The sequence below is a fragment of the Aeromonas sp. YN13HZO-058 genome (genome assembly GCF_001921245.1).
Lineage (GTDB): Bacteria > Pseudomonadota > Gammaproteobacteria > Enterobacterales > Aeromonadaceae > Aeromonas > Aeromonas allosaccharophila.
The window spans coordinates 56,381-79,998 of record NZ_MQSY01000022.1 but is presented as its reverse complement, the minus strand read 5'-3'; the positions used below and the strand labels follow the sequence as shown (position 1 = coordinate 79,998).

The following is a 23,618-nucleotide window of genomic DNA, read 5'->3' as shown; positions in this document are numbered from 1 at the left end:
TTCTCTATCGGCACACCATAACCGCTCTTTAGTAAATAATCTGTTAAGCAGATCGGTAATGCAGGTTGCCAAAATGACCTCGTCGAGGTGCGCGGCTCTGCGGGTTGATCCAGAACAAATTGCAGGTAACGATAATCGTTATCATTGTCATTATTTTCTGAATAGTGACCACCATGATTCTGACCCCTTCAATGACCGGCATTGCCTCGCCGGATCCCCTCAAGTTTGCCTTTAGCGCCAAGACCTCGGCTCACGCCAGTCGGGGAGGGATGCGTCCCTTCCCGCTGGACGAGGCTGGCTGGCAGAGCTGGTGGCAGCGAGAGAGTGAAGCTGAGGAGCGCGCCCTCTACATCCATATTCCGTTTTGCCGCAAGCGTTGCAGCTTCTGCAATTTCTTTGAAAATGGCGCCAATCCGGCGCGGATCAACCGCTACGTCAACGCGCTCTGCGCCTCCCTTGCGCAGGCGGCGGACACCCCGCTGGCGCAGAGCATGCCGTTTTCAGCCGTCTATGTGGGGGGCGGTACGCCGACCGACATGAGCGCCGACGAGTTGGCCATGCTGGCCGCCGTGATCCGCCGTTTTCCGCTGGCGGCCGATGCCGAGGTGACGCTGGAGGGACGGCTCAACGGTTTTGACGATGAGAAATGGCAGGCGGCGCTGGCGGGTGGCTTCAACCGCTTCTCGTTCGGGGTGCAGAGCTTTGATAGCCAGATTCGTCAGCAGGCGGCCCGTTTCGATGACAGGGAGACCTTGCTGGCCCGCCTTGGCGAGCTGACCCGGGATGATGCGGCTGTGATCGTGGCGGACCTCATCTTCGGTCTACCCGGTCAGGATGATGCCGTGTGGCAGCAGGATATCCGCGATGTGATAGCGAGCGGTGTGCACGGGGTCGATCTCTACCAGCTGATCGCCATGCAGGGCACCAATCTGGATCGGGCGCAGGAGAAAGGGACGCAGGGCTGGGCGGCCGACGGCCAGCAGCGGGCGGCCATGTATGCCTATGGCGGATCGCAACTGGAAGCCCACGGCTGGGAGCGCCTCTCTTGCAGCCACTGGCGGCGCAGTCCGGCCGAGCAGAGCCGCTATAACCAGATGGCGAAGCGCGGCGCCGAGATCCTCCCCTTTGGCGCCGGTGCAGGGGGCAGCATTCTTGGTCACGGCTTGATGTATGGCCGGGATCTGGCCCCCTGGCACGACGCACTGGCCAACGGCAAGCGGGCGCCTGGGATGGTGATGGGGCGCAACCCCAATGCGCGGATGGACGGTCTGCTGCGCGGCGCCCTCGACAGCGGCGTATTGGCGCTGGATCGTCTGCCTGCGCCTTTGCTGACCCATCTGATGCCACTTTTTGCCGCCTGGCAGCAGCACGGGTTGGCCGAGATAGACGGCGCACGGCTGCAACTCACCCTCGCCGGGCGCTTCTGGAACGTCAATATGCAGGCCGGGCTGTTCGAGTTCTTGCAACTCAATCCGCTCGATGGTTCAGCGCCGCCCAGCCATGGCGCCGCAGCGGTGCGCCATTCGCTGGTCTGATCCTGAGTGGAACACTTGCGCCAGCTCGCACCATTCATAACGAAAGAGGGAGCCTTGCAGGCTCCCTCTCTGGGTTTGGCAGTTAGCGCCGCGCGCAAGCTTACTCGTCGCTGCTGTCCTGATAGCTGTCGCGCATCGCCTTGGGCAGGCGGCGCATCGGGGTAAAGCCGATATCCTCACCCACCACTTCCCGCTTGCGGGACTTGTTTTGAGGAGACTGGGCTGGCTTCTTGGCGGTATCACCCTTGGCTTTGCCCTTACCTGCGGCAGGCTTGCCTTTGGCATTGCTCTTGGCGTTGGCATGGCCGCGCTCACGGGGCGGGTTCTGCACCGGTTTGCTGCCCGGCAGGGTCTGACGGCTCGGCTTGCCGCTGGGCTCATACCCTTCCAGGATCTCCACGGTCAGTGATTGGCCGATCAGCGCCTCGATGGCCTTGAGCTGACCCAGTTCGTCATGGCTGACCAGCGAGATCGCCTCGCCGCCGCGACCGGCACGACCGGTACGGCCGATGCGGTGGATGTAATCCTCCGCCATCTGGGGCAGTTCGAAGTTGATCACGTAGGGCAGTTGATCGATGTCGAGACCGCGGGCGGCGATATCGGTCGCCACCAGCACCCGCACAGCGCCGCTGCGAAAATCGGCCAGCGCACGGTTGCGGGCACCCTGGCTCTTGTCACCGTGGATCGCCACGGTATTGAGGCCATCTTTTTGCATTTGCTGGGCGAGGCGGTCGGCGATCTGCTTGGTGCGGACAAACACCAGCACCCGCTGCCAGTTGCCACGGCCAATCATGTGGGAGAGCAGCTCGCGGCGGCGTTCCCGATCCACCTGAATGATGCGTTGGGAGACCTGCTCGGCGGCGGTGTTGCTCGGATCCACCTCAATCAGGGTGGGATCGTTGAGCAGATCATCGGCCAGCGCCTTGATTTCGTTGGAGAAGGTGGCGGAGAAGAGCAGGGTTTGACGCTCTGCAGGCAGCGCCTTCATGATGCGGCGAATGTCGACGATGAAGCCCATGTCGAGCATGCGATCTGCTTCATCCAGCACAAGCACTTCCAGCTCGCTCAGGGTCAGGGCGCCCTGGGTCAGCAGATCCAGCAGTCGGCCCGGGGTGGCGACCAGAATGTCCACACCCAGCTTGATGGCATCCAGATTGGGCTTGATGCTGACGCCGCCGTAGGCGATCAGCGTCTTGAACGGTAGGTGGTGGGCATACTTGATGATGCTCTCGCCCACCTGTGCCGCCAGTTCGCGGGTCGGGGTCAGCACCAGGGCGCGTACCTGACGACGGCCACGGCCATGGTTGGCCAGCAGACGCTGCAACATCGGCAGGGTGAAACCGGCCGTTTTGCCTGTGCCTGTCTGAGCGCCGCCGAGCACATCCTGACCAGCCAGAATGGCCGGAATCGCTTGCTGCTGGATGGGGGTTGGCTGTTCGTAACCCAGCTCCTTGACGGCCCGCAGAATATGCGGAGACAGACCCAGTTCGTTGAATGACATGTTCGAGAGACACTCCTGAGATGAGCCTTTGGCTCAACGGGCAGCCAGCACTTTGGGGCCAGCCACGATATGGAAAAGATAGTGGGGCCGTAATATAGCAAAATAGCGGCCGCTGCGCAGTAGCTGTCGCACCGGCCGCCACACAATCATTCAACGCAGTGGCGCAACACGCGTCGGGCGATTCAGAGCATCTCGCGGATCTGCTCGGCCAGGTTCTCCGGTTTGGCCTGGGGGGCGAAGCGGTCCACCACATTACCCTCCTGGTCGATCAGGAACTTGGTGAAGTTCCATTTGACGTTTTCCAGCCCCAGAAAACCCGGCTTCTGCTTTTTAAGCCACTGGTAGAAGGGGTGGGCATGCTCGCCGTTGACATCGCACTTGGCCATGATGGGGAAGGTTACCGGATAGTCGAGGGAGCAGAAGCGGGCAATCTCGTCCGCATCCCCCGGCTCCTGATTGCCAAACTGGTTGCAGGGAAAGCCCAGGATCACCAGCCCCTTGGGGCCGAGTTCCCGATAGAGGGCTTCCAGCCCTTCATATTGGGGGGTAAAGCCGCAGCGACTGGCGACATTGACCACCAGCACCACCTTGCCCGCCAGTTGGGCCAGCGGATAGGGGGTGCCATCCAGGCGTTGCAAAGTGAGATCGGGCAGAGGCATAAGCAGATCCTTCTATTGGTTGTCCGCGAGGTGTTCGGTCGGTTGTGGTGATAGATGTCGGATGAATAGCGTAATGGTACTGGAGTACGGTATCGGTTGGCTCTTTTGGCGGCAAGAGACCCGCACTCTCTCTTCCCCTTGATTGCAAGGGCCATCACAGTTTCGACAGCCAATACGCCGTCCGGTGGGGCGGGATCACAACTGGCGACAAAAAGCGGGGAAGCGGGCGACAAATCGCGTATTGATGGTGGGACTTCTCAAGAGAAGCAAACCGGTTTGTGACTTGGCCGGTAAGTCGCTAAAAAGCGCCCTCTCTCCACTCATTGTGAGCCAATCTTGGACTATCAAGCTGCCATGGATGCCATTTACACCCGGGGATGGGTGATAGTGGATGATTTTTTGACCGCCGCCGAGGTGGATGCCCTCAAAGCCTGTTTGCCAGGCGAATGGCAACCGGCCGGGATCGGCCGTGACGCCCTGCATCAGGGCAATCCCGATATTCGCCGTGACCAGATCCACTGGCTGGAGCCCTCACTCGGGGCGCCGGTGGCTGACTACCTCGCCCGGATGGAGTCCCTGCGTCTTGCCGCCAACCGGATGTTGATGCTGGGGTTGTTTGACTACGAGGCCCACTTTGCCCGCTACCGCAGCGGCGATTTTTACGCCACCCATCGCGATGCTTTTGCCGGTCGCTCCAACCGCCGCCTGACCTCGGTCTTCTACCTAAACAACGACTGGCAACCGGAAGCCGGTGGGCTGCTGCGCTTCTATGACAACAACGAGCAGTTTCTGATGGATGTCAGTCCCAAGGGGGGGCGGCTGGTGCTGTTTCTCTCCGAGGAGTTTCCCCACGAGGTGCTGCCTGCTAACCGCGAGCGCTACAGCATCGCCGGCTGGTTTCGGGTCAATGGCAACGGCATGGGAAGGGTCGATCCGCCGCGCTGAGGGGCAATGTGTCCCGATTTTGACACAGGGGAGACTTTTCACTGCAAGAAGTGGGGTCATGGGTCTCCCATCAGCTGACAAGGGTTGATCTCCCTTGCTACACTGGCGCGCACTTATGTTCGTATCTGGCTTCGTCCGGTTTTTATGGTGGTTGGCTTATCAAATGGTCATGACGAGGCCGCTTTTCCCAAGGGATCACATCTAATGAAGAACATGCATGTCTTGCTGCTGTGCGGCGGCGGTGGCTCCGAGCACGAAGTTTCTCTGCGCAGCGCCAATTTCCTCGAGCAACAACTGGGCCTTCTGCCCGGTGTCGAAGTGACCCGCGTCGAGATGTTCGCCGATCGCTGGCTCAGTGCCGATGGCCGCGAGTGCAAGCTGGGGCTCGACAAGCTGCTCTCGTTTGACAGCGTGGCCCGTCCGGTGGATTACGTGGTGCCCTGCATCCACGGCTACCCGGGTGAGACCGGCGATCTGCAATCCTTCCTCGAACTGGCCGGATTGCCTTATCTCGGTTGCGATGCCGAGGCGAGCAAGATCTGCTTCAACAAGATCAGCACCAAGCTGTGGCTCTCCGCCATCGGCATTCCCAACACCCCATACCTGTTCCTGACCGAGCAAAACGACGCGGCGCTCGCCGAGGCGAAAGCCGCACTGGCCAAGTGGGGCAAGGTCTTTATCAAGGCGGCCTCCCAGGGCTCTTCCGTTGGCTGCTACTCCGCCAGCAACGAAGCGGATCTGGTGAAAGGCATTGCCGATGCTTTCGGTTACTCCGAGCAGGTACTGATTGAGAAAGCGGTCAAGCCGCGCGAGCTGGAAGTGGCGGTTTACCAGTACGGTGACGAGCTGGTGGCCACTTACCCGGGCGAGATCTGCGTGCCGCAGGACAAGTTCTACAGCTATGAAGAGAAGTACAGCAGCGCCAGCCACACCGAGACCAGTCTCAAGGCCCAAGGGCTGACCCAGGCACAGGCCGATGCGATCCACGAGTATGCCCTCAAGGCGTTCCGTCAGCTGAAACTGACCCACCTCTCGCGCATCGACTTCTTCCTGACCGAGGAGGGCGAGATCCTGCTCAACGAAATCAACACCTTCCCGGGCATGACTTCCATCTCCATGTTCCCGAAACTGCTGGAGCATCACGGTCACCGCTTCGCCGACTACCTTGAGCTGATCCTGCGCAAGGCCAGCTAAGTGCGCTCTCCCGTTCACGGGAGTGAAGAAGGACCCAATAAAAATCCCCGCCAACCGGCGGGGATTATTTTATACAGGTATGACCGGGGCACCCGCTGCCAGTGAGGCGCAGCGCCGGGTCGCGGCTCAAGAGCGCGGGTTACGGCTTAACTTCCTCGACCCGCACCTGCAGGCTCCCTTGTGCCAGGGTGGTGATGAGCTGGTCGCCACTGCTGACCTGATCGGCGCGGCTAATGACTTCGCCGCGCGGGGTGCGGGTGATGGAGTAGCCGCGACCCAGGGTGGCGAGCGGGCTCACCCCGTCGAGGCGGGCAGTGAGCATGGCGAGGCGGTGGCTCGCCAGATCCTGGCGTTTGGCAATCAGGGCATGGAGCCGCTCTTCGGCCAGCTGGTGGCGGCGCTTGCCAGCAGCCAGGAGGCGCTCCGGGCTCTTGCCTTGCAGGCGCAGCTCAAGATTGGCGAGGCGCCGCTCTCCCTGATGCAACCGCTGGCGCAATAGTTGCTGCAAACGGGTAGAAAGTTCGTCGAGGCGCTGGGACTGCTGTTCCAGCCGCCGTTTCGGGTCCTGATGGTCGAGCCGTTTTTGCAGCAGGATGAAATCGTGGCGGGCGGCGGTCTGCTGGCGGTTCATCGCCTGCAGCAGTCGCTGCTTTAGATGGGCGAGGCGCTGGATGCGGGCCTGATTGTCCGGCGCCACCAGCTCGGCGGCGGCCGACGGGGTAGGGGCGCGCAAGTCGGCGGCAAAGTCGCTGATGGTGACATCCACCTCGTGGCCCACCGCGCTCACCACCGGGATGGCGGAGTGGGCAATGGCGCGCGCCACCGCCTCTTCGTTAAAGCACCAGAGATCTTCAAGCGACCCACCGCCGCGCCCGACGATCAGCACATCCACCTCGGCGCGCTGGTTCGCTTTGGCGATCGCCGCGACGATCTGGCTGATGGCGGCGCTCCCCTGCACCTGGGTCGGGTAGATAAAGACCGGCAGATCCGGGGCGCGGCGTTTAAGCACCGTCAGCATATCGTGCAAAGCCGCGCCGGTGGCGGAGGTAACCAGTCCCACCGCCCGTGGTTCGCGGGGCAGCGGCCGCTTGCGGCTCTCGTCAAACAGCCCCTCGGCCCCGAGGCGGCGCTTGAGCTCTTCAAAACGCAGCGCCAACACACCGTCGCCTGCGGGTTGCATCGACTCGATGATCAGCTGGTAGTCGCCGCGTGGCTCATAGAGGGAGACCCGCGCCTGCACCAGCACTTGCATGCCATCCTGCGGGCGAAACGTCACCCGCCGGTTGTTGCCCTTGAACATGGCGCAGCGCACCTGCGCCCCCAGATCTTTGAGCGAAAAGTACCAGTGGCCGGAGCTAGGCATAGCCAAGTTGGAGAGCTCGCCGGTCAGCCACACCAGCCCCAGATCCTGCTCCAGGATCATGCGCACGGCGCTGTTGAGGCGGGTGACGGTAAAGACCTGCTGCTCGCGGCCACTCGCCGCACTGGATGGGGTAAATCGGTTCAAGGGCGTACCTGTGGTCTGCTCCGGCGGGCCGGAATAAAACGATGGCCGCTATCTTACCCCAGAGCGCGGCAGGAGCCGAGCCCGGACATCTTGTTTGGCTAGCTTGTCAGAGCGTGACTCTGAGCTGTCGCGTTGAAGGGCGTAAACCGGTGGCGTTTGATGCAGGTATCAATCAGGCCACCGGTTAAATTGATGCAAGGACAAAATCTGATGGCGATCAGTTATGCCGCACACGGACTCAAGCCCAGGGAGCGATCAGATGGAGGATCTCTGTGGTGACAGTGCCAAGCATGGCACGACCCGGATCGCTCATGGTTAACCCGCACAGCAGAAGCAGATTCATGAAAACTGTTGCCCAGAACACCTGGCGAAATTCCACTTTGGCTGATTTATGCCTGAGCAGCTGTTGGGCAGAGAGGGCGCCAGGCCAACCACCGAGCAGGGCCAGCAGATGCAGTGTGCTCTCTTGAGTACGCCAGTGGTTATTTTGGGCGGCATGTTTGTCAATGGCATAGGCAATAAACGTAATAATGCTCAGGGATATATAGACGATGAGGATGAGAGCCGGAATACGCTGAAACAGGGTGAGTGCAAATATGCTTGATATAAACAGTAGTGGCCATATCAGACTGACGTTACTGCCCCCTCTCTTTCTTTGCAGTGATCGTTCATGGGGAAACGAGACATTGACTGCATTACTGCGTTGCCGACTATCTTTCTCTACTTCATAAATAACCAGATCGCCATTGGCGGGTCTTCGTGCTCTCGATTTGAATGACTTGATATGAATAAATGTGCGTTCACCTCCGCCATTAGGCTCGACGAATCCATATCCCTTGTCATCGTTCCACTCAGAAATCTTTCCTTGAAATCTCATATATATGCCCGCGATGGTTGATTGATATCTATGGACTGTGTTTCATGCACTGAAATAAGCATGTCAGGGTGGCAAACTCGTTATTCTTCCGGGTTTGGCTTCATCCGCAGAATATATTCGCTGTTGCCCCGTTTTCCGGTGCTTGACCTCTCTTGTTGGTGGCCCGAATGGGCCAATACGAGCATGGTCACCTTATGGCGCTGCAGGGTATCTTACGAGACCACCTCTTCCGGCGGCCACTACTTTTGCGTGTGTGTGACAGGAATTGTTTGATTTGTTGCGCCAGCGCAACAACTGCCAACATGGCGACTTGCCAGGCGTGTTAACGAGTGCATTGCGATGCAATGGAATGCTGGGTTATTTGGGTCTGTTTTGCTGCAGGATGGGGAGGAGGGCAGGGGCTTGTCAATCTGCTACCGGGGGAAATTCATCAGGGGCATTTTGCATAAAACCCCATTCGCTCAACTCTTTTGCCACAAAACGGCCATTTTTGAAGAGAAAGTCTTGGTTTTTTAGCCTCTTGGCCGCCTAAAAGAGGGCTACGCCATAAAAAATTCAAAAAACTTCTTTACCAGTGACCAATCGGTGAGTAAACTTCGTCGGCAATATTTTACACCCCCACTTCCTCAACGGTGAGATATTGCCATGCTCAGGATTGCCAAAGAAGCGTTAACCTTCGACGATGTACTGTTGGTTCCCGCCCACTCCGAAGTTCTTCCCAATACTGCCGATCTGCGTACCAAGCTGACCTCCACCATCAGCCTGAACATCCCCATGATCTCCGCTGCCATGGACACAGTGACCGATGCCCGTCTGGCTATCGCACTGGCCCAGGAAGGCGGTATCGGCTTTATCCACAAGAACATGTCCATCGAGCAGCAGGCTGCCGAAGTGCGCAAGGTCAAGAAGTACGAGAGCGGCGTGGTCACTGACCCCGTCACCGTACGCCCTGACATGACCATTGCCCAAATCAAGGAGCTGAGCCACAAGAATGGCTTCGCCGGTTACCCCGTGGTGACTGACGGCAACAAGCTAGTCGGTATCATCACCGGCCGTGACGTGCGCTTCGTGATTGACCTCTCCCAGACCGTTGAACAGATCATGACCCAGAAAGATCGTCTGGTCACCGTGCGTGAAGGGGCCCCTCGCGAAGAGGTGGTTGCCCTGATGCAAAAGCACCGTATCGAAAAAGTGCTGGTGGTGAACGCCGACTTCAAACTCAAGGGCATGATCACCGTTAAAGATTTCCAGAAAGCCGAGCGCAAGCCGCACGCCTGTAAAGATGACAAGGGTCGTCTGCGCGTCGGTGCCGCGGTCGGTGCCGGTGCCGGTAACGAAGAGCGCGTCGCTGCGCTGGTGGAAGCCGGTGTGGACGTGCTGCTGATCGACTCCTCCCACGGCCACTCCCAGGGCGTGCTGGATCGCATCAAGGCCACTCGCGACGCCTATCCGGATCTGCAGATCATCGGTGGCAACGTGGCGACCGGTGCCGGTGCCAAGGCGCTGGCTGCTGCCGGTGTCAACGCGGTCAAGGTCGGTATCGGCCCGGGCTCCATCTGTACTACCCGTATCGTGACCGGTGTCGGTGTTCCCCAGATCACTGCCATCTCCGACGCCGTTGATGCGCTGGAAGGCACCGGTATCCCGGTGATTGCCGACGGCGGTATCCGCTTCTCCGGCGACATCGCCAAAGCCATCGCTGCGGGCGCCAGCTGCGTCATGGTCGGTTCCATGTTCGCCGGTACTGAAGAAGCGCCGGGCGAAATCGAGCTCTATCAGGGTCGCTCCTTCAAATCCTACCGTGGTATGGGCTCTCTGGGCGCCATGTCCAAAGGCTCCAGCGACCGCTACTTCCAGACCGACAACGCCGCTGACAAGCTGGTGCCGGAAGGCATCGAAGGTCGCGTGCCGTACAAGGGCCGCCTCAAAGAGATCATCCACCAGCAGATGGGCGGCCTGCGCTCCTCCATGGGGTTGACCGGCAGCGCCACCATCGACGACATGCGCACCAAGGCAGAGTTCGTGCGCATCTCCGGCGCCGGGATGAAAGAGTCCCACGTCCACGATGTGACCATTACCAAAGAAGCCCCCAACTATCGGATGGGCTGATACAAGACGGGGCTGCGGCCCCGTTTTGACACCGTTTTTATCCCCATGCTTTTTGTTAAAACATCAGCCTGATGCAGGAATAAAATGACTAAAGACATTCACCAGCACCGTATCCTTATCCTCGACTTCGGTTCCCAGTACACCCAGCTGATTGCCCGCCGTGTGCGCGAGATCGGTGTTTACTGCGAACTGTGGGCCTGGGATGTGACCGAAGAGCAGATCCGCGAATTCAATCCCAACGGCATCATCCTCTCCGGCGGTCCGGAGTCCGTCACCGAAGCGGGCAGCCCACGTGCCCCCGAGTACGTGTTCAACGCCGGTGTGCCGGTGTTCGGCATCTGCTACGGCATGCAGACCATGGCCGAGCAGCTGGGTGGCAAGGTGCAATCCTCCACCGAGCGTGAATTCGGTTACGCCAAGGTCGAAGTGCTGGGCGACTCCGGCAAGACCAGCGCCCTCTTGCGCAACATCGAAGATGCCATCGCCGACAACGGCAACGCCCTGCTGGATGTTTGGATGAGCCACGGTGACAAGGTCACTGCTATCCCGGCTGACTTCACCACCATCGCCAGCACCCCGACCTGCCCCCACGCGGCAATGGCCAATGAAGCCAAGCGCTTCTATGGCGTGCAGTTCCACCCGGAAGTGACCCACACCCGTCAGGGCGCCCGCATGCTGGAGCACTTCGTTAAAGACATCTGTGGTTGCGAATGCCTGTGGACGCCGGCCACCATCATCGACGACGCCGTTGCCCGCATCCGCGAGCAGGTGGGTGACGACGAAGTGATCCTCGGCCTCTCCGGCGGTGTCGACTCTTCCGTGGTTGCCATGCTGGTGCACCGCGCCATCGGCGATCGCCTGACCTGCGTCTTCGTCGACAACGGTCTGCTGCGTCTGAACGAAGGCGAGCAGGTGATGGAGATGTTTGGCGATCATTTCGGTCTGAACATCATCAAGGTTGAAGCCGAAGAGCGCTTCCTCTCCGCCCTGGCGGGTGAAGACGAGCCGGAAGCCAAGCGAAAGATCATCGGCCGCGTCTTCGTTGAAGTGTTCGACGATGAAGCCAAGAAGCTGAAAAACGCCCGCTGGCTGGCGCAAGGCACCATCTATCCGGATGTGATCGAATCGGCTGCCAGCAAGACCGGCAAGGCCCACGTTATCAAGTCTCACCACAACGTCGGCGGCCTGCCGGACGAGATGAAGATGGGTCTGGTCGAGCCGCTGCGCGAGCTGTTCAAAGACGAAGTGCGCCGCGTTGGTCTGGAGCTGGGTCTGCCCTACGACATGCTCTACCGTCACCCGTTCCCGGGTCCGGGTCTGGGCGTGCGCGTTCTTGGCGAAGTGAAGAAAGAGTACTGCGATCTGCTGCGCAAAGCCGATGCGGTCTTTATCGAAGAGCTGCGCAAAGCCGACCTCTACAACCAAGTCAGCCAGGCGTTCGCCGTGTTCCTGCCGGTGCGCTCCGTTGGCGTGATGGGCGATGGTCGCAAATATGACTGGGTCATTGCCCTGCGCGCCGTCGAAACCATCGACTTTATGACCGCCCACTGGGCTCACCTGCCGTACGACTTCCTCGGTCACGTATCGAACCGCATCATCAACGAGATCAACGGTATCTCCCGCGTGGTGTACGACGTCTCCGGCAAGCCGCCCGCAACCATCGAATGGGAATAAGCGGCTCGCGCCCTTCTACCCTTCGAGCATAAAAATGCAAAAAGACGCCCTTGAGGCGTCTTTTCTTTTTTCAATCGTTTGCGCTACACATCTTCTTTTTCGAGCCGCTTTTTCGCCACCTTGCCCCTGTCATATGTGACAGGGGTATTTTTTCCATCCCGCATCAGGCTCTCTCATGCCAATTGAGCCTGCTGTTAACAGCGGCTCGTGGCTGGGGGGAGGGCTGATCCAGGTGCAGATAGCTGCACAAACGGACCCATCGCCATCGTGCCAACCGGCAGTGATGACACCCCTGCGGAGACCGGAAACCACTTGAATCAACGGGACGCAGCCCGACCGGCTAAACGAGTCGGGACCATAGAGCAGGGAGAGTTTGATATGTCAGAACAAGCCGTGTTGGTGGGTGGATAGACCCATATCACAAGCTGACCGCCGAGGATCAGGCGGTATTTGACCAAGCGCTGAAAGGATTTGTCGGGGTGCAATACGTACCCTTTGAAGTATCCACCCTGGTGGTGGCCGGCACCCACTACCGCTTCAAGTGCAAGCTTGCCAAACCGATCCATGGCGAAGCCGTGGTGCAGAGCTTCAAGTCACTGGACGGAGATGCCCATATCACCTCCATTACCCCGATTTGATTGGGTTGCGGGCAAGTCGTGGAGGGGGAGATCTCCTAACCGGTTTGCTCCAAAGCCTGAAAATAAGAAAGACGCCTTAGGGCGTCTTTTCTTTATCAACGATCCGGTATCAGGGATATGGGGTCAGTATTTGTACTTGTTGATTAATTTTTTGATCTAGCTCAGCAAATTTTCATCATCCTCTTTTTCTTATCTGCCTTGCTCGCTATGATAAACGTTTATAAATAACCTCTTTGGATTAACCTCTGAGTCAGATCAGTGACATTGCATGCTTCAAAGCAGCAAAAAGAGATACTGTCAACGTGTGGCGTTTCCAGTGCCATTGAACTGCGGTGGTTGCTGTTATTGTTATTGTGATTGAGTTTTTGGTAGTAGATTGCCAGTCCCTTAGGCTGGCGTTGTATTTATGAGGTTGTATCAATATGGTAATTAACCAAATCGAGAGAGCTTATAAAGCTTGGCCTATATTGGCTCAAAGAGCTAAAGCTGGAAAAACTATTACATATAAGGAACTAGGTGATGCTATTGGTATTCATCATCGAGCTATTAGGTTCGTTTTAGGTGTAATACAAGATTATTGCTTAGCAGAAAATATACCACCTTTAACCATTCTGATAATTAACTCTACGGGAAAGCCTGGCAATGGTTTTATTGCATATGACTTAAAGAATTTTAGAGAGGGTTTACAGGAAGTATTTAATTTCAATTGGGTACGCCATGGTAACCCATTTGGCTTTTCACTCGAAGGGCTATCTTATCCAAACATCATTAAGTCATTGGTCTATGATCCAGATTCATCAGGGGAAATTTACAATAAAATAAAGTCCAGAGGTATCAAGCAAATATTGTTTAGGCAAGCGCTGCTTAAAGCATATTCGTATCGCTGTGCATTTACCGAGCTTTCATTTGTAGAGGGGCTTGAAGCTGCACATATAATACCTTGGAAGCATGCAACCGACTCACAAAGAATGGATGTACGAAACGGTATTTTGTTAAATAGCTTTCATCATCGTCTATTCGATGCTGGGTTTATCACATTGTCAAGTGAATATAAAATTCAGTACTACGATAAAAATGGTGCAGATGGTAATTACTCTGAATTAGAACGGCTAATGTCAACTGAGCTACATGGAAAAACTATCCATCTCCCACACAATGTTAAAAATAGACCATCAAGAGAATATATAGCTGTTCATAATATTTTGCATGATTGGAAGGAATAAACATAAAAAACTGTTTAAGAGAGTGTAAGGTGGTATCGGTATTACTTTGTGACCCCCGAGCGGATGTTGTGTGAAATAACGGTTCGTGGATAAAATTCATCATTCTAAGAGGTTTACGTGAACGTTGTTGAAACAATTTTATTAGGTATTGTCTCAGGTGTACTCACGACCGGATTATTATGGGTGACAGCAGCATTGATACGTAACACAGTCAGCCCGCTAATCAAAAAAATGTTATATCGTGGTGCAGATGTATCCGGTATTTGGTCTATGAAACAGAGAAATCCGAGGCCTGATGGCCATAGCGAGATTTCTTATACGTTAGCAATAAATCAAAGTGCTGAAAAGGTAAAAGGCACTTTTCAGATAGATTATGGTAGTAGTGATAAGTCATTTTTGACGGTTTATGATGTTACAGGTGAATATTGGGAAGGGTACTTCACATTTATTTTTCGCTCTAAAAACAAAAAAGAATACTCCCAAGGAGTCATGCTGATGAAAGCTATTCATGGTGGACAAGCTATGGAGGGGAGCATTTGTTTTCGTGATGTAGTTCAAGACAGGTCTATTACGATTGACTTACTTTTAGCTCGGTCTTATCACCAAAAGTAGATGTATCAAATTTCACATCACGAACGGCTAAAGAGGAATTGCCAACGCATTTTGTTCTAAGTGCCGTAGGGTGCAATGAAATTGCACCTCAACTTTTTCTTCATATCTTGCACAAACGCCGCTCTGAAAATGGTGCAATGCGCTGCGCTTATTGCACCCTACGTCTCTTCGTCAATTCGCTGGGGTGATGTGGCTGAGCGCTATTCCTTGCCAAAGCAACAAAAGGGGCGATCTGCGCCCCGAATTCTTTATAATGCCCCCCTTTAAAATCGCCGGACCCAAGTTCGGCGCGTGCTGATGGCTGGCTACGTCATCAGGCAGATCATCAGGATTGAGAAACGGTTATGCATACTCTGGAACAGCTGCGCGCGGGTGAACTGTGCGGTGCCCGCCATTTGAAGCTCTCTGAAAACCTCGCGGTTTTCCCCCACGAGATTTTGAGCCTGAAAGAGACGCTGGAGGTGCTGGATCTCACCGGCAACCAGCTAAGCGCGCTCCCTGACGAGTTGGCCGGGTTCAGCAAACTGCGCATCATCTTCTGCTCCGAGAACCGCTTTACCGAGCTGCCCGAGGTGCTGGGGCGCTGTCCGGCGCTCACCATGGTGGGCTTTAAGGCCAACCGGATTGCCACCGTGTCGGCCAAAGCGCTGCCCGCCGGTTTGCGCTGGCTGATCCTGACCGATAACGCAATTGAGCGGCTGCCCGATGAGTTGGGCCAGTGCGACGCCCTGCAAAAGCTGATGCTGGCGGGCAACCGCCTGCGCGCGCTGCCCGCGAGCCTTGCCAACTGCCGCAATCTGGAGCTGCTGCGCATCGCCGCCAACCGTATCGAATGCTTCCCCGAGTGGCTGCTGGCGCTGCCGCGCCTTGCATGGCTCGCCTACTCCGGCAACCCCTTTAGCGAAGGGGAGGAGGCGCGGGCCATCGATGATGCCCATGTCGCGCCCCTTGCCTGGGAGACGCTGGCGCTCGGCGAGCTGCTGGGGCAGGGGGCATCCGGCGTTATCCATCGCGCCACTATTTTTGATGACATGGTTGGTGACATGGCTGATGAGAGCGCCGATGAGGTGAGTCAGGCGAGCGGCCGAGCCGATGCCAGTCAGGTGGCGGTCAAGCTGTTCAAGGGGGCGGTGACCAGCGACGGGTTGCCCCGCTGTGAGATGGCTGCGTCGCTGGTGGCAGACAGCCATCCCAACCTTATCAAGGTGATAGGTAAAGTGGCTGATCACCCCTCCGGCATTTCGGCGCTGGTAATGGAGTTGATCGACCCGGCCTTTGCCAATCTGGCCGGGCCGCCGAGCCTGGACTCCTGCACCCGGGATGTCTATCCCGAGGGGCTGCGCCTCTGTGTACCGGATGCGCTGGCGATGGCTCACGGCATTGCCTCGGTGGCGGACCATCTGCACCGCGCGGGCATCATGCACGGGGATCTCTACGGTCACAATATCCTGTTTGCCCGTGGGCCTGACGCGCCAGCTCGCGCCCTGCTGGGGGATTTCGGTGCGGCTTCTTTGTATGAACGTAACAGCTATGACAGCAGTAACCGCGAGCGGGCCGTGGGTCTTGAGCGACTGGAAGTGCGCGCCTTTGGCTGCCTGCTGGAAGAGCTGCTGGCCCATTGCGATACGCAAGACTCACCGCTTGATGGGTTGCATCAGCTCAAAGCGGCCTGCCTCTCGGAACTCCCTGCCGAACGCCCCGATTTTGCTTATATCGAGCGTCAGCTGGCGGCCGCTCGCGCCACGCTGTCGTGATCTTTCTGGCGTTGGCAGGCACGTTTTGGCCTGCCAACGTCATTCCCTTCTCTCATTAATCGCTATTAATGCATGACTCGTTCGCATGGATTGGCGTGCCTCTGCCCGTCATCAACACACCCGATAGCGCTCATTGCGACAGCGAGGCACAGGGCAAGGGGAGGTCCCGTCATTCGCCCGATAACACGCAGAGGCTGCGCGGCAAAAAGGGAAGGGCAGAGGGTTGCGCGGTGCCGGTTAAGTTGTGATATTGAGGCATCTTTAGAACAGAAGGGTAATAACGATGGAAGCTGCGTTTTGGCATCAGCGTTGGGAAGAGAACCGGATTGGCTTTCATCAGGCGGACTTCAACCACTGGCTGCAATCCTGGTGGTCGGCCCAGCAAGCGGACGAGCCGGTGCTGGTTCCCCTGTGCGGCAAGTCCCGCGACATGCTCTGGCTGAGCGCTCAGGGCCATCCGGTCGACGGTTTCGAGCTATCGAGCCTTGCTGTCAGCCAGTTCTTCAGTGAAAACCAGCTCGCCGCGACCGTGAGCGAGGTGGGCCCTTATCAGTGCCATCAAGTGGACAGCCTGCGCATTTTTCAGGGGGATTTTTTCGCCGCCCCCAGTCTGGGTCGCCGTTACCGGCTGGTCTATGATCGCGCGGCGTTGATCGCCCTGCCGACCGCGATGCGTCGCCAGTATGCGGCCCTGATCAGTTCGCTGGTCGAGACCGGTGGCCAGATCCTGCTGGTGACCCTCGAATATCAGCCGGAGCAGCAGACTCAGCCCCCCTTCTCGGTGGGGGAGATGGAGGTACGGGCCCTTTTCGAGCGCGATTTTCGCATCGAGGTGCTGGGGCGCGCCGCCGAGGTGGATCACCCGCGTGTGCTGGCGGGTCAGCTCTCCTACTTTGATGAGGTGGCCTACCGACTGGTTCGCCGTGGCTAACGGGCAGGCAAAGGGTGATCTGCGCCGACAAATCGTCGGGCCGCGCGCTCTTCGCTACCTCCTTTGACATAGATCAACGTGACTGTCTGGGGGAGTGCCTAATATGAGGCTGTTTCTCAATCACTGTTGGCATTGCAAAGCGAGTATCGGGCCCGTCCCGCTTGCTGATCAGCAACTCAGTGTCTGATTTTCACGCTCATGTTCACTTTTGGCGGCTTTGGTCGCAATTGTTATGGTTTTTCCAGCCGACCCTGATGGGTCGGCTTTTTATTGCCTGCGATTTGCCGTGGGAAGGAAAAACGGGGGAGTGCGAGGCCTGATCAGGCCTCGAAGGTGGCGGCATTGAGCCGAAATGCCCGTGGATCATCGATAAACTGGCCGGTGATCCGCTCGTCATGTTCGTGTCCCTGACCATAGCTGCAGAGGATCAGCCGATCGGAGGTGCGCGAGCGCAGCTGGGTGATAAAGCGCACCAGATCGGCGCGGCTCAACTTGCCCACTTCGTCACAGACCCGTTCCCGCTGATCGAACCCGAGATCCTTGTTGCCGATGCTGACCCACAACCGCTGGCCGCGGCTGCGCAGATTGGCATCCCGCTCGCTCAGCTGGGCTTGCAGCCCCGCTTTACTCTCTTGCCACTGCTGCTCGGTGAATTCGAGCATGGCGAGCGGGAAGAGGTCGATAAACTCCTCCACCGCATCGAGCAGGATCTGCGGCCCCGCCACCGGCGACTGGATATAGAAGATCAGGCCCGGGTGGCGATTGAGGGGCAGGTTGCCGGCGCCCACTACATAACCCAGTTGCTGGCGGGTGCGCAGCTCATGGAAGAAGGTGGAGGACATGATGTGGTTCGCCAGGGTAAAGCAGGCGAGATCCCGGGCCCGGGTGGTGCGGGACTGGTAATAGACCAAGAGCGCCGAGTCTTCGTGATCGCAACCCTGCTCGCGAATAAGGGTGCCCCTGTCCTGAATGGAGATGAGCGGGCGGCGGGTCTCGCCGCTCGGCTTGCTGCTGGTGCCATTGATATCGCTCAGGTGGCGCTCCATCAGGGCGGCCAGCTCCAGCGCTTCGGCAGCGGTCCAGTCGCCGTGTACCAGCGCCTCGACATGCACCTCGCCAAACAGCTTGGCGACAAAGGCGGGCATCTCTGAGAGCTCAACGGTGCGCAGGTGGCGCAGCAACTGCTCGAACGGCGGGTTGTTGGGTTGTAGCAAACTGGTGAGCTGGTTAAAGAGCTGGGAGATGGGGCGCGCCTTGGACTGGTTGTCCCAGTTGCGGATGAGCTGCTCCTTGATCTCGCTAAAGCGGCCCGGATCAGGATACCCCAGCGTGCGGTTGCCGAGGATCATGTCGAGCAAGAGCGGCTGCTTGTCGGCAAAGCCGCTCAGGTTGATGGTAAAGCCCCCCTGATGGGCATAGATCTGGTAGCCCAGCCCCGCCAGCTCCGCCGGATAGGTAAGGGCGTTGAGGTGGTCGGCCAACAGCTCCACGGCAAGGCGCGCCATGGCGATATTGCGCGGATTTTTGACCGCATGTTCGCTGTCGATAGAGATATAGAGATTGCCCTTGGGCACGTTGAACAGGTGCTCATGGAGGTGCCAGAGGCGAAAACCGGGGCGATCGATAAGGCATGCGGGCATGTCGGCGGCAAGCTCTGGCGTGCGCGGATCGAGCCGGCTGCTGATAAAGGGGTTGGGCTTGGGTAGCGCCAGCGCCGGCTCCGGCTCGCTCTGCTGCCAGCGAATTTTCTCGGCTTCGGTAATGGTCGCCACGCTGTAGGGGGTTTGATACCAGCGAGCTAGCCGATCGGTCGCCACTTCCGGCGCAGTGATGGTGATGCGCAGGTTGTGCGGGGTGAGCTTGGCGAGGAAGCGGCGGATCAGCCCCTCGTCATATTCGCGCATCATGTAGTCGCCGTAGAGCAGATCCTCAGGCTTATAGCTAAAGAGGTTTAGCACCAGCCCTGAGACGGTATCGAGGGGGCGGCCGCGCTCCTGAAAGCGGAATGCCGATTCGAGCACGGTCCGTTTTTCGTCATAGCGCCAGCTCTGCAGCCCTTCGCGGCCAATCAGTTTCAGATAGCCAAACAGGGCGGCGAGGATGTCGTCCACATGCTCAAGGCCCAGAGGGGTCAGGCCGAAGTTGACGCCAAAATCCTTGAAGTTGGCGCCGCTGATGCCACCGCCCGCCGAGAGCTGATTGACCCAGCCTTTCGCCTTGAGCAGGGAGAGCAGGCTGCCATCCCCCTCGTAGCCAATCAGATGGCTCAGGAAGGTGAGGGGTTTTTTGTCGTAAAACTCGTCCACATTGGGCAAGGGGAAGCTGAGCGACAGCTTGCGGGTCTCCTTGACCGGATTGATGTGGATGCGCACGCCGAGATCATCGAGCCGATAGAGCGGCATGGTGAGGGCCGGAGTTCCCAAATTGCGATTCAAAATGGGAGCAAAATAGCGACAGCACCACTGCAACTGGGTATCGATGGATTGTGGCGAGATCATCACCAGCGCCATGCGATCCGCGCTGTAGTGGCTTTCGTAAAAACGGATAAGGTCGGAGCGCAGATCCCGTCCCGGCAGATCGGCCAGGGTATCGAGGTTGCCCACCGAGAATTTTGAGAAGGGGTGCGCCGGATTGACCGTCTCTTTATGCACCTGATAGCTGCGGCGCATGTCGTCCTGCAGCTTGAGACGATACTCGGAGTCGACCGCGTTGCGCTCCTTGTCCACCCACTCCGGATCAAAGGTGGGGCAGATAAAGAACTGGGCGAAGCGATCCAGCCCCGCTTCGAAGAAGCCGTTGTCGATCTCGAAGAAGAAGTTGGTGAATTCGGTGCCGGTCCAGGCGTTGTTGCTGCCGCCATGACGGCTCATAAATTGCTGGTACTCACCAGGCTTGGGGTAAGTGGCGGTGCCGAGAAACAGCATGTGTTCCAGAAAATGGGCCATCCCCTGCCGGTCGGCAGGATCGTCAAAATGGCCGGTATTGACCGCCAGAGAAGCGGCGGATTTGTCAGTGTCGGGATCACAAATCAACAAGACCCTGAGCCGGTTGGCCAGCTCCAGAAAATGGTATTGCCGATGGTCATTGGGACTGGCATATGGGCTCATTGGCGTGTGACTCACGTTGGATTTATTTGAATTTAAACATGATTATCGACCCCGCTATCCCGTCAGGCAAACCCTTTTCTGAGAGGTAGCGCAATTGTTTCCACACCCGTGGCGGGGTAAGATCCGCCAGCTATCAAAACAGGCCCGTTGGGCGAGGTTGTAATGAAGATCTATATCATGCGTCATGGCCAGGCTGGCATGAATGCGAAAACAGATGAACAGCGTCCATTGACCGAGCAGGGTATTGAAGAGTCTATCCAGATGGCCCGCTGGCTGGCGCCTCAGCTGATTGGCCCGCTGGATCGGGTGATCCACAGCAACTATCTGCGGGCACGCCAGACCTGGCAAGCCATATGCAGTGAATTACCTGACGCAGCAGCCGTTGAAGAGAGTGGCGACATTACCCCTTACGGTGATCCCGCTTTCGTGGCCAGCTACCTCGCCACCCTGGCGCAGCAACATGACCAGATCCTGATGGTCAGCCATCTGCCGCTGGTGGGTTATCTGGTGCAAAGCCTCTGCCCGGCCGCAGGAGCACCCATGTTCGCCACCTCGGGCATCGCCTGTATCGAGTGGCACCATGGCAAAGGAGCCTTGCTCTGGCTCGAAGGGCCGCATACAATAGGCTAAAAGTTAATAAAAAGTTATAGATTGAATTTTTTGGGAAGAGATGGGCGAGTTTTCCGGATTTTTATAAATATTTTACGGAATTAATTCGCAGAAGCTGCTGTCATACGGATACAACTGCAAGAGGTTGCAAACGATGAGAGTGTTCAAGAAGTACCTGCCACTGATGGTGGCAAAGCATGTCAAAACCTTCTTTAAAGGTCGGATTTACATCCATGGTCGGGGGCGGTTTGATTTCCAGTCCGGTTTGTTGCTGATGCCGAATCCGGCGGATATTCCCCACCGCCAGACAGTCACCGAGGTCAACGAGCTGATCTCCAGATTGCACATGGATGCCGCGTGATGCGCTTCTGAACGTGTTTCTGCACTGATATGCCCGCACTTTTGCGGGCATATTTGTTTCTGGCCGCGGGCTTTCGCGCGATGCCCGGCCAGCTCCGCACCTTTGTTTCTCTCCCGTCGCCCCCTATACTGGCTCGCTGTTGTCTCTTCGGTCTGGATCGTCTCATGCCCCTTGCCTTTCTGTTTCCCTTCTCCTGCATTGCCATCTGGGCTGGTAATGGCATCGTCAGCAAACTGGCGGTCGGTGTGTTGTCCCCCGCGGCCTTGGCCTGGTCACGTTGGGTGGTGGCGGCGTTGGTATTAAGCCCGTTTCTGGCCCGTCGGGTATGGCGTGTACGCGCTCGTCTTCGTGCTGGTCTTTGGCAGATCGCCATGCTGGCGTTGCTGGGCATGGTGCTCAACCAGACCTTTGGTTACTACGCGGCGCAAACCATGGGGGCCACCGAGATGGGGTTGATGATGGGACTGACGCCACTGTTGACGGTGTTGCTCAGCATCTGGCTGCTGCGCGAGCGGCCCACCTGGGGTGCCGTGCTGGGTGCGCTGCTCTCCATCTTTGGCTTGTCTATCTTGCTGGGGCAGGGGGATCCGACCCGGCTGTTTACCCAGGGTATTCATATCGGCTCGGTCTACATGCTGCTCTCGGCGGGCACCTATGCCCTCTATAGCGTGCTGCTCAAGAAGTGGGATCTGGGGCTCGACAACTGGTCGCTGCTCTATGGTCAGGTGCTCTGCAGTGTGGTGATCCTTACCCCCTTCTTTCTGCTGGTGGATGGTCAGCTGCCAGAGGGGCGGGCGCTCTGGCTGATCTTCTATGCTGGGATCCCCGCATCGGCACTCTGTCCCTGGCTCTGGATGCAGGGGATCACCCTGCTCGGCGCCAACCGTACCGCCATCTTTATGAACCTGTTGCCGGTGATGACGGCTGGCCTTGCCATCACCCTGCTGGGCGAGCGGCTGACCAGCTATCACCTGATCGGGGGCGGGCTGACTCTGCTCGGTGTCTTGCTGGCACAGCTGCTGGTGCGTCCAGTGGTGGTGGGTCGCCGCCGGGGGGCGTTGGCGCCCTGTCCCGAAGAGTAAGTTTGCGCGAACGCGTAAGTGGGCCCAATGGCCCGCTGGCCGCCAATGAAAAAGCGCCTGCAGCAATGCAGGCGCTTTTTCATGTTGTTTGTTTTTTCAGGGATTTTACTGAGTAATGATGGCAATGGCTTTGTCGTTGCAGCCATGTCCAACAATGGGCCAAATTTTAACTTAGTGATTGAGATAGATATCCTGCTCTGCATAGGCCAACAGAGGTGTGTTGGGGTTGGTGCGCTGAGTGCCAAAGAAGCGGGTCAGTACGCCGGATTGTTGCCCCAGACGCTGCAGTTTGACGTGATCCAGCTCGATCTGCTCGGGTAGCCAGGTAAACACAGCGGCGCAGTGACCATTGCCCAGACTGCGTTCCAGGGTTTGCTGCCAGTTCTTGATTTTGGGGCTGTGTACCACAAGCACTCTGTTGGGATCGATGCCTCGCTCTTCCAGGTGGCTTGCTGTGGGGCGTCCCGGCGGGGCGATCAACAATATCCAGCCGGTATGAGCCTCCCCAAGCTTGCTCAGCTCGCTGAGAAGCTGATCCTCAGCTTGGATAGTCACACCATAATGAGCCGACTCTGCCTTGCAGGCGGTTCTGGTTGGCCAGGGGTTGCTCATGGCTCGATTCATCGCAAAGGGCAGTGAGTGCAGGGGCTGGTTCATATACGGTTTCCTGTATGAATATCCAAGCTGTATGTGCATACAGTAGTTCTATCCTGAGGCAGTGACAAGGTGTTTTTGCTGAAAAATGTGATGGTGTTGGCATGTGCCATTAATAACATCATGTTTTTAAACGTTATTTAATATAAAACTGGCTGGGTGTTTTTCGTGCTATGGACAAACCTTGTGTAACCGCCCATGGTTATACAGGTCATTTAAAGGAGGTGCCGCCATGGATATCAGTACCTTGCAGCGTCTGGATGCCAACATCTTGTTGGGCATCATCAATGAGAAGCTAAGGCTTGAGTGTGACGGGCTGGAGGAGTTGCTGGCCTATTACGATATGAGTGAAGAGCAGTTGGCAGGGCGTCTGGATCAGATTGGGTACCATTACGATCCATTGAGCAATCAGTTCAAGGCACATCGCTGAGGGGGGCAATGATTGCTTCATATTTATACGGTAATTTTTCAGGCGCATTGAAACCGGTTTCAATGCGCCGTCTTGTTGCCTATTTTCAGGGATTTTCAAGGCTTGGCAATCTCTGAAAACCTATTCATGTCATAATATTTTCATTTCCTTATTAAGGTGTTGATAATAAAGGGGATATTTGTTTTTGTGTAATCAGTTAAAGGAAAGGGTTTTCAA

20 protein-coding genes are annotated in these 23,618 nt (G+C 57.3%); 14 read left to right on the top strand and 6 right to left on the bottom strand.

What is annotated here, in order from left to right:
* The first annotated feature begins 173 nt into the window (after positions 1 to 173).
* Positions 174 to 1,535: a heme anaerobic degradation radical SAM methyltransferase ChuW/HutW gene (gene hutW, locus BSP75_RS04675; RefSeq protein WP_075112387.1), complete on the top strand. Its 1,362-nt coding sequence runs from the start codon at positions 174 to 176 to the stop codon at positions 1,533 to 1,535.
* A gap of 100 nt (positions 1,536 to 1,635) precedes the next feature.
* On the opposite strand, the gene BSP75_RS04670 is transcribed toward hutW, so the two are convergent.
* Together BSP75_RS04670 and BSP75_RS04665 are read right to left on the bottom strand one after the other, a co-directional pair.
* Positions 1,636 to 3,036, bottom strand: coding sequence for a DEAD/DEAH box helicase (locus BSP75_RS04670; RefSeq protein ID WP_075112386.1), 1,401 nt, complete (start codon positions 3,034 to 3,036; stop codon positions 1,636 to 1,638).
* Between the two features lie 182 nt (positions 3,037 to 3,218).
* Positions 3,219 to 3,695, bottom strand: a complete 477-nt coding sequence (locus BSP75_RS04665; protein ID WP_042062312.1) for a glutathione peroxidase — start codon at positions 3,693 to 3,695, stop codon at positions 3,219 to 3,221.
* Between the two features lie 336 nt (positions 3,696 to 4,031).
* Here BSP75_RS04665 and BSP75_RS04660 point away from each other — a divergent pair, with 336 nt between their 5' ends.
* Positions 4,032 to 4,640: a 2OG-Fe(II) oxygenase gene (locus tag BSP75_RS04660; RefSeq protein ID WP_075112385.1), complete on the top strand. Its 609-nt coding sequence runs from the start codon at positions 4,032 to 4,034 to the stop codon at positions 4,638 to 4,640.
* Positions 4,641 to 4,844: 204 nt separating this feature from the next.
* Positions 4,845 to 5,834, top strand: coding sequence for a D-alanine--D-alanine ligase (locus BSP75_RS04655; RefSeq protein WP_075112384.1), 990 nt, complete (start codon positions 4,845 to 4,847; stop codon positions 5,832 to 5,834).
* Positions 5,835 to 5,973: 139 nt separating this feature from the next.
* On the opposite strand, the gene xseA is transcribed toward BSP75_RS04655, so the two are convergent.
* Both xseA and BSP75_RS04645 read right to left on the bottom strand, forming a co-directional pair.
* Positions 5,974 to 7,341 (bottom strand): exodeoxyribonuclease VII large subunit, encoded by a 1,368-nt coding sequence (xseA, locus tag BSP75_RS04650; RefSeq protein WP_075112383.1) that lies wholly within the window; start codon positions 7,339 to 7,341, stop codon positions 5,974 to 5,976.
* A 238-nt stretch (positions 7,342 to 7,579) separates the two neighbouring features.
* Entirely contained in the window at positions 7,580 to 8,218 is a 639-nt protein-coding gene (locus BSP75_RS04645) for a cold shock and DUF1294 domain-containing protein (protein ID WP_075112382.1), read from the bottom strand.
* A 645-nt stretch (positions 8,219 to 8,863) separates the two neighbouring features.
* Between BSP75_RS04645 and guaB the strand changes: the two genes are divergently transcribed.
* The 7 genes from guaB to BSP75_RS04610 all read left to right on the top strand — a co-directional run bounded on the left by guaB (position 8,864) and on the right by BSP75_RS04610 (position 17,159).
* Entirely contained in the window at positions 8,864 to 10,327 is a 1,464-nt protein-coding gene (guaB, locus tag BSP75_RS04640; RefSeq protein ID WP_075112381.1) for an IMP dehydrogenase, read from the top strand.
* Between the two features lie 84 nt (positions 10,328 to 10,411).
* Entirely contained in the window at positions 10,412 to 12,001 is a 1,590-nt protein-coding gene (gene guaA / locus BSP75_RS04635; RefSeq protein ID WP_075112380.1) for a glutamine-hydrolyzing GMP synthase, read from the top strand.
* A gap of 479 nt (positions 12,002 to 12,480) precedes the next feature.
* Entirely contained in the window at positions 12,481 to 12,639 is a 159-nt protein-coding gene (locus BSP75_RS04630; RefSeq protein WP_239497809.1) for a hypothetical protein, read from the top strand.
* A 422-nt stretch (positions 12,640 to 13,061) separates the two neighbouring features.
* Entirely contained in the window at positions 13,062 to 13,862 is an 801-nt protein-coding gene (locus BSP75_RS04620; RefSeq protein WP_083617055.1) for an HNH endonuclease, read from the top strand.
* A gap of 117 nt (positions 13,863 to 13,979) precedes the next feature.
* Complete coding sequence (locus tag BSP75_RS21465; RefSeq protein WP_148140614.1) at positions 13,980 to 14,474, top strand: hypothetical protein; 495 nt, start codon at positions 13,980 to 13,982, stop codon at positions 14,472 to 14,474.
* A 344-nt stretch (positions 14,475 to 14,818) separates the two neighbouring features.
* Positions 14,819 to 16,228 carry a leucine-rich repeat-containing protein kinase family protein gene (locus tag BSP75_RS04615; protein ID WP_075112378.1) on the top strand — a complete coding sequence of 470 codons (1,410 nt, stop codon included), beginning with the start codon at positions 14,819 to 14,821 and terminating at the stop codon, positions 16,226 to 16,228.
* A 283-nt stretch (positions 16,229 to 16,511) separates the two neighbouring features.
* A complete protein-coding gene (locus tag BSP75_RS04610; protein WP_075112377.1) occupies positions 16,512 to 17,159 on the top strand; it encodes a thiopurine S-methyltransferase in 648 nt (215 codons plus the stop codon).
* 320 nt (positions 17,160 to 17,479) lie between these two features.
* Here BSP75_RS04610 and BSP75_RS04605 read toward each other — a convergent pair whose 3' ends face one another.
* On the bottom strand, positions 17,480 to 20,266 hold the full coding sequence (locus BSP75_RS04605) for an insulinase family protein (protein ID WP_075112376.1): 2,787 nt from the start codon (positions 20,264 to 20,266) through the stop codon (positions 17,480 to 17,482).
* Between the two features lie 162 nt (positions 20,267 to 20,428).
* Between BSP75_RS04605 and sixA the strand changes: the two genes are divergently transcribed.
* From sixA to BSP75_RS04590, 3 genes are all read left to right on the top strand, one after another.
* Positions 20,429 to 20,896 carry a phosphohistidine phosphatase SixA gene (sixA, locus tag BSP75_RS04600; RefSeq protein ID WP_075112375.1) on the top strand — a complete coding sequence of 156 codons (468 nt, stop codon included), beginning with the start codon at positions 20,429 to 20,431 and terminating at the stop codon, positions 20,894 to 20,896.
* A gap of 133 nt (positions 20,897 to 21,029) precedes the next feature.
* Positions 21,030 to 21,236, top strand: coding sequence for a DUF1107 domain-containing protein (locus tag BSP75_RS04595; RefSeq protein ID WP_005336998.1), 207 nt, complete (start codon positions 21,030 to 21,032; stop codon positions 21,234 to 21,236).
* Positions 21,237 to 21,400: 164 nt separating this feature from the next.
* The gene (locus BSP75_RS04590; protein ID WP_058051808.1) at positions 21,401 to 22,318 is read left to right on the top strand and encodes a DMT family transporter; all 918 of its coding nucleotides are present in this window, start codon (positions 21,401 to 21,403) and stop codon (positions 22,316 to 22,318) included.
* Between the two features lie 171 nt (positions 22,319 to 22,489).
* Here BSP75_RS04590 and BSP75_RS04585 read toward each other — a convergent pair whose 3' ends face one another.
* A complete protein-coding gene (locus BSP75_RS04585) occupies positions 22,490 to 22,975 on the bottom strand; it encodes a cell division inhibitor (RefSeq protein ID WP_075112374.1) in 486 nt (161 codons plus the stop codon).
* Positions 22,976 to 23,204: 229 nt separating this feature from the next.
* Between BSP75_RS04585 and BSP75_RS04580 the strand changes: the two genes are divergently transcribed.
* On the top strand, positions 23,205 to 23,402 hold the full coding sequence (locus BSP75_RS04580; protein WP_042062288.1) for a DUF4250 domain-containing protein: 198 nt from the start codon (positions 23,205 to 23,207) through the stop codon (positions 23,400 to 23,402).
* The last annotated feature ends 216 nt before the right edge of the window (positions 23,403 to 23,618 follow it).

Bases quoted from the DNA above. Each gene is read 5' to 3' on its own strand.
- hutW (WP_075112387.1), top strand. From the start codon at position 174: ATGATTCTGACCCCTTCAATGACCGGCATTGCCTCGCCGGATCCCCTC.
- BSP75_RS04670 (WP_075112386.1), bottom strand. From the start codon at position 3,036: ATGTCATTCAACGAACTGGGTCTGTCTCCGCATATTCTGCGGGCCGTC.
- BSP75_RS04665 (WP_042062312.1), bottom strand. From the start codon at position 3,695: ATGCCTCTGCCCGATCTCACTTTGCAACGCCTGGATGGCACCCCCTAT.
- BSP75_RS04655 (WP_075112384.1), top strand. From the start codon at position 4,845: ATGAAGAACATGCATGTCTTGCTGCTGTGCGGCGGCGGTGGCTCCGAG.
- BSP75_RS04645 (WP_075112382.1), bottom strand. From the start codon at position 8,218: ATGAGATTTCAAGGAAAGATTTCTGAGTGGAACGATGACAAGGGATAT.
- guaB (WP_075112381.1), top strand. From the start codon at position 8,864: ATGCTCAGGATTGCCAAAGAAGCGTTAACCTTCGACGATGTACTGTTG.
- guaA (WP_075112380.1), top strand. From the start codon at position 10,412: ATGACTAAAGACATTCACCAGCACCGTATCCTTATCCTCGACTTCGGT.
- BSP75_RS04620 (WP_083617055.1), top strand. From the start codon at position 13,062: ATGGTAATTAACCAAATCGAGAGAGCTTATAAAGCTTGGCCTATATTG.
- BSP75_RS04615 (WP_075112378.1), top strand. From the start codon at position 14,819: ATGCATACTCTGGAACAGCTGCGCGCGGGTGAACTGTGCGGTGCCCGC.
- BSP75_RS04610 (WP_075112377.1), top strand. From the start codon at position 16,512: ATGGAAGCTGCGTTTTGGCATCAGCGTTGGGAAGAGAACCGGATTGGC.
- BSP75_RS04605 (WP_075112376.1), bottom strand. From the start codon at position 20,266: ATGAGCCCATATGCCAGTCCCAATGACCATCGGCAATACCATTTTCTG.
- sixA (WP_075112375.1), top strand. From the start codon at position 20,429: ATGAAGATCTATATCATGCGTCATGGCCAGGCTGGCATGAATGCGAAA.
- BSP75_RS04595 (WP_005336998.1), top strand. From the start codon at position 21,030: ATGAGAGTGTTCAAGAAGTACCTGCCACTGATGGTGGCAAAGCATGTC.
- BSP75_RS04590 (WP_058051808.1), top strand. From the start codon at position 21,401: ATGCCCCTTGCCTTTCTGTTTCCCTTCTCCTGCATTGCCATCTGGGCT.
- BSP75_RS04585 (WP_075112374.1), bottom strand. From the start codon at position 22,975: ATGAACCAGCCCCTGCACTCACTGCCCTTTGCGATGAATCGAGCCATG.
- BSP75_RS04580 (WP_042062288.1), top strand. From the start codon at position 23,205: ATGGATATCAGTACCTTGCAGCGTCTGGATGCCAACATCTTGTTGGGC.